Annotated in this window: 2 protein-coding genes and 1 pseudogene; all 3 read right to left on the reverse strand. The window is 67.6% G+C overall.

The window, feature by feature from the left end:
- Positions 1-1179, reverse strand: a pseudogene (locus tag C5C07_RS20300) (hypothetical protein); the annotation flags it as partial.
- 20 nt (positions 1180-1199) lie between these two features.
- Positions 1200-3044 (reverse strand): hypothetical protein, encoded by a 1845-nt coding sequence (locus C5C07_RS20305; protein WP_115806038.1) that lies wholly within the window; start codon positions 3042-3044, stop codon positions 1200-1202.
- Positions 3044-3739 (reverse strand): hypothetical protein (locus C5C07_RS21400; RefSeq protein ID WP_158546613.1); only part of this gene is annotated, 696 nt, incomplete at its 5' end. The genes C5C07_RS21400 and C5C07_RS20305, both read right to left, overlap by 1 nt.

Here is a 3739-nt window from a genome sequence, read left to right on the forward strand (position 1 = left end):
CAGTCGGGCGGCCGCGTTCTCCAGCGCCTTCGACCGGCTCATGGAGTACCGCGCCGCGTATGTTTCGACGTGCGTACTGCCGTCGCCGCTCGTCGTGTGCTTGTCCTTCTTTTCAGTCCACTGGATTTCGGTGTCTTGGGCCTTCGCGAGTTGCTGGATACGAGCGACGAGTTCGGGGACCTGTCCCGACCCTTCAAGCGTCTTGTTCAGCGCCTGTTCGATGCGGTCCTCGGCGGTCGCGTCGGTGGTTCGGACGCCCGCGAGGCGAAGGATGAGGTGCGGCGTCAGCGTGTCGATGCCAAGCGTGAATTCCCGGAAGTTGGCCGGTAGTTGCTCGGGGATACCCGGCGTCGACGGGACGAACACTTCGGCGTCGAACGCCCGCGGCTCTTGCCCGAGTCGGTCGAGGTTCTTCAGGATGCCGGGGTCGTCGTTCGGGATGGAAATCATCGGCGTCTCCATCCGCCCGTCGTCGAACACGGAGATGTACTTGTAGCCGTGCTGTCGCCACAGGTTCATCCCGATGTTCGTCAGCGTCGAGTCCTTGCCCGACCGCGGGAGCGCGATACAGAGGATGTGGTCGCACGACTCGTGGGGGATTTCGCGCGCCGCGTCCTCGGGGTCGAGTTTCGTCCCCTTGGGGAGTCGGCGACGACCGACCGGGGTGGGGTTGTCCGCCCGCGTCACGCCCGCCACGTCGAGTTGTTCGAGCGTGATGGGCGCGTACGGCGTCATCTCCGAGACGGCCGAGTAGTAGTCGAGCGTGCGAGCGATGTAGAGGAGCGTCGTGTACTCCTGTTCGACGCTCGGGAGGCGACCACCACGGTCGTGCATCCGCTGTTGACGACGGAATCGCGACCGGACCTCGGCGGCCCGCGCCGGTTCGAGGCCGGCCTTGTCTTCGAGCATCCCCGAGTTCCGGTTGAGGACCTCCGCGAGGTCGCCGTCGTCGCGGAGGATGTAGTGAACGTCTTCGAGGACCATCCGGGCGGCTTCGGGGTCCTCCGCGAGGAGGTCTTGGGCCGCCGCGAGGTGTTCGCGGACCGCTGACTCGATGTCAAGGTCGCGTTGGCGCTCGTTACGCTCGCGTTTCTGTTGGACGATGCTTGCCGCAACCGCTTCGACGTCTCTCGTGTCGCGGCCCTGGATAGCTGCGTGGCTGTCGTGGTAGGATTCCATGCTGTGTCAGTTGGGTGTGTTCAGGCCGTCACGTCGTCCGTTCCCGCGACAAGATGCTGCGGACCGCCGGGCATCGGGATGTCGGGGAGCGGGTAGCCGTCGATGTTGTCGACAGCGAACTGGTTGGAGAACTGTGCGCGGATGCGTGCGAGGTCGTCGGGGATGTCCATCGTCCGCAGGTGGACCGCCGTGATGTCGTGAGGCATCCCGTCGGCGTCTGTGACGGTGATGTCCGTCTCGGTCAGCACGGTCGGCACCATGTCCTCGTAGACCTCGGCGACGATGTCCGGGTCGTGGCCGATGCCCTCGCCGCACTCGACGACTTTCTCGGCGAGGTCGAACTTCGGCACCATCCCGTCGGGGTCGCGCGCTTCCGAGACGGTCGTGATGATGTCGTCCATGACGGCCTTCCGGCCCTCGTAGGCGTCGCCGTACTCGAACTGGTGGAGCATCGGGAGCATCTGGCGGACGTTCCGTGCGAACTTCTCCTGAATCGCCGGGGCGACGTCGTCACCCTGTAGGCGGGTGTGCCACCGGTCGGCGACCTTTCGCACGAGGCGGTGGCGGTCGTAATCGGCGTAGACGTGGCCGCCCATCCACGCGACGAACAGCGTCTGCTCGGGCGTCTCGACGCGCTTGGCGAGCGTGACGCACGTCCGCCAGCGCTTCGGTTCACGCTCTTCGCGGAGCGACCGGACCGCCCGGCGACGTCGCCACTTGAACGTGAGGTACGAGGTCGCGCCGACCGCGACGCCGATGGCGATAAGCACCGGGTAGACCCACGCCGCGAACCACGGTGTTTGGGCGATGACGATGGCCGCGAAGATGGTCCCGAGCGCGGGCATACCGAAGCGCCACAGGATTTCGTCGGCGTTGAACGAGGTCGCGATGTCCATCCGCGCCGTCTGGACCGACCGCCGGAACGCCGCGAACGCGTCGCCGAGCGACTGCAGCTCGGCGGTGTCGTCGTCGACGGCGGCGGCGTCGCGGATGGTGGCCGTCTCGCCGGTCGCGTCGTCCGGCGTCTCTACGACTTCCGGGAGCGGCCGCCCGTGGTCCGCACGGTAGCCGTGGTCTTCGAGTTCGTTCGCGATGAGCTGCGCTTGGAGGTGGCCGATGCGGAGGCGCACGACCTGCTTCGCCGCGAGGAGGCTGAGGCCCTCAAGCGACGATTCGGGGTCGACGTCCTCAGCGTCGACGTCGGCGTCGGTCGCGGCCGCCGTCCGCTCGTCGATGGCCGCCTTGTCGGGGAGGCCGTAGCCCGTTTCGACCGGGGCGACAGCTTCGACCTGCTCGTCCTCGTCGGGCGTCTCGGACGTGAACTGGCCCGCGAGTGCGCGCATCAGTTTCGCGCGCAGTTCGTCCTCGGAGTGGTCAGCGTTGCCGATGAGGCGCGTACTGCCGTCGGTCGACTTGACCTCCGCGGCGAACCGCTTGACCGTCCGTTTCGAGTAGCGCGTGTGCTCGGCCGTCTTCCCCGCCGCGAGGTCCCACCAGCGGTTGATGGCGACAACCGCGCCGATGACCGCGAGGACCGAGTAGAGCGCGAAGTTCGTCACGACGCTCGCGAAGGTGCGGACAAGCCAGCCGGAGCTGGCCGTCGCCGAGACCGCGCCCGACGCCGCGAAAAACACGCCGATGAAGCCCACGAACCCTGAGATGACGATGAGCGCGATGAGGAAGCGCGTCGATTGCTGTTCGGGACTGCCGATGAGCCGGGCGACGAATCGTCGAACGAGCGCCCCCGGCGTCTGCTTCGCGGCCGACCCCGTCCGGCGGCCGGCACTCTTCAGGAACTCACCGGCCGACCCGCCGATGTCTTTCGCACCTGCGGCGGCGTCGTCGAGGCGGTCACGCCCACGCATCAGTCGTCACCTTCCGCCGGAGCGCCGCGCCCCGAGCGTCGGCGACGGCGGCGGCGCGCGGCCGCCCCGCCGTCCGCCGACCGTGCCTGTTCGAGGTCCTGTATCATCGACCGGACCTCGGCACGGGCAGGCTGGTACTGCGGCATGCCGTGGTGCGTGGTCATTCGCATGAGCGCGCGCTTGGCGTGTGCGAGCGCGGTCGACTGGTCGCCGAGCATGTCGCGTCGCGTGACGGGTTCGAGCCACGTGTCGCCCACTCTGTCGGCTTCGAGGAGGTCCTGAATCCCGCGGTGTTCCATCACTGCCGGGTAGACCGGCGTGCCGTCGCTCCACGTGATGACCTCGCCGTCGTCGTCGGTCAGCGGGTCGGCGTCCGTGTCGCGAACGATGTTCCCCTCGGCGTCGGTCACCGGGCGTCCCCACGCGAACTCGTCGGCCAACTGCTTGACCGACTGGATGCCGAACGCGTCCTGCCAGTAGACGTGGTTCGGGCCGATTTCCGCCACGTCTTCAAGGCGCTCCTCGTCGGCGGCGTCCTGCTGGTTCCGGTATTCGATGAGCATCTGCTGACGCGTCTGGTCGATGAGGTCAACGCCGCCCTGAAGCGACCGGAGCTTCGAGCCGTGGACCTTCAGGAGCCGCCACGCAACCACAAGGATGAGCACCGCGGTCCCGATGATGGCGAACGGCGTCGA

This window comes from Haloferax sp. Atlit-4N, assembly GCF_003383025.1.
Classification (GTDB): domain Archaea; phylum Halobacteriota; class Halobacteria; order Halobacteriales; family Haloferacaceae; genus Haloferax; species Haloferax gibbonsii.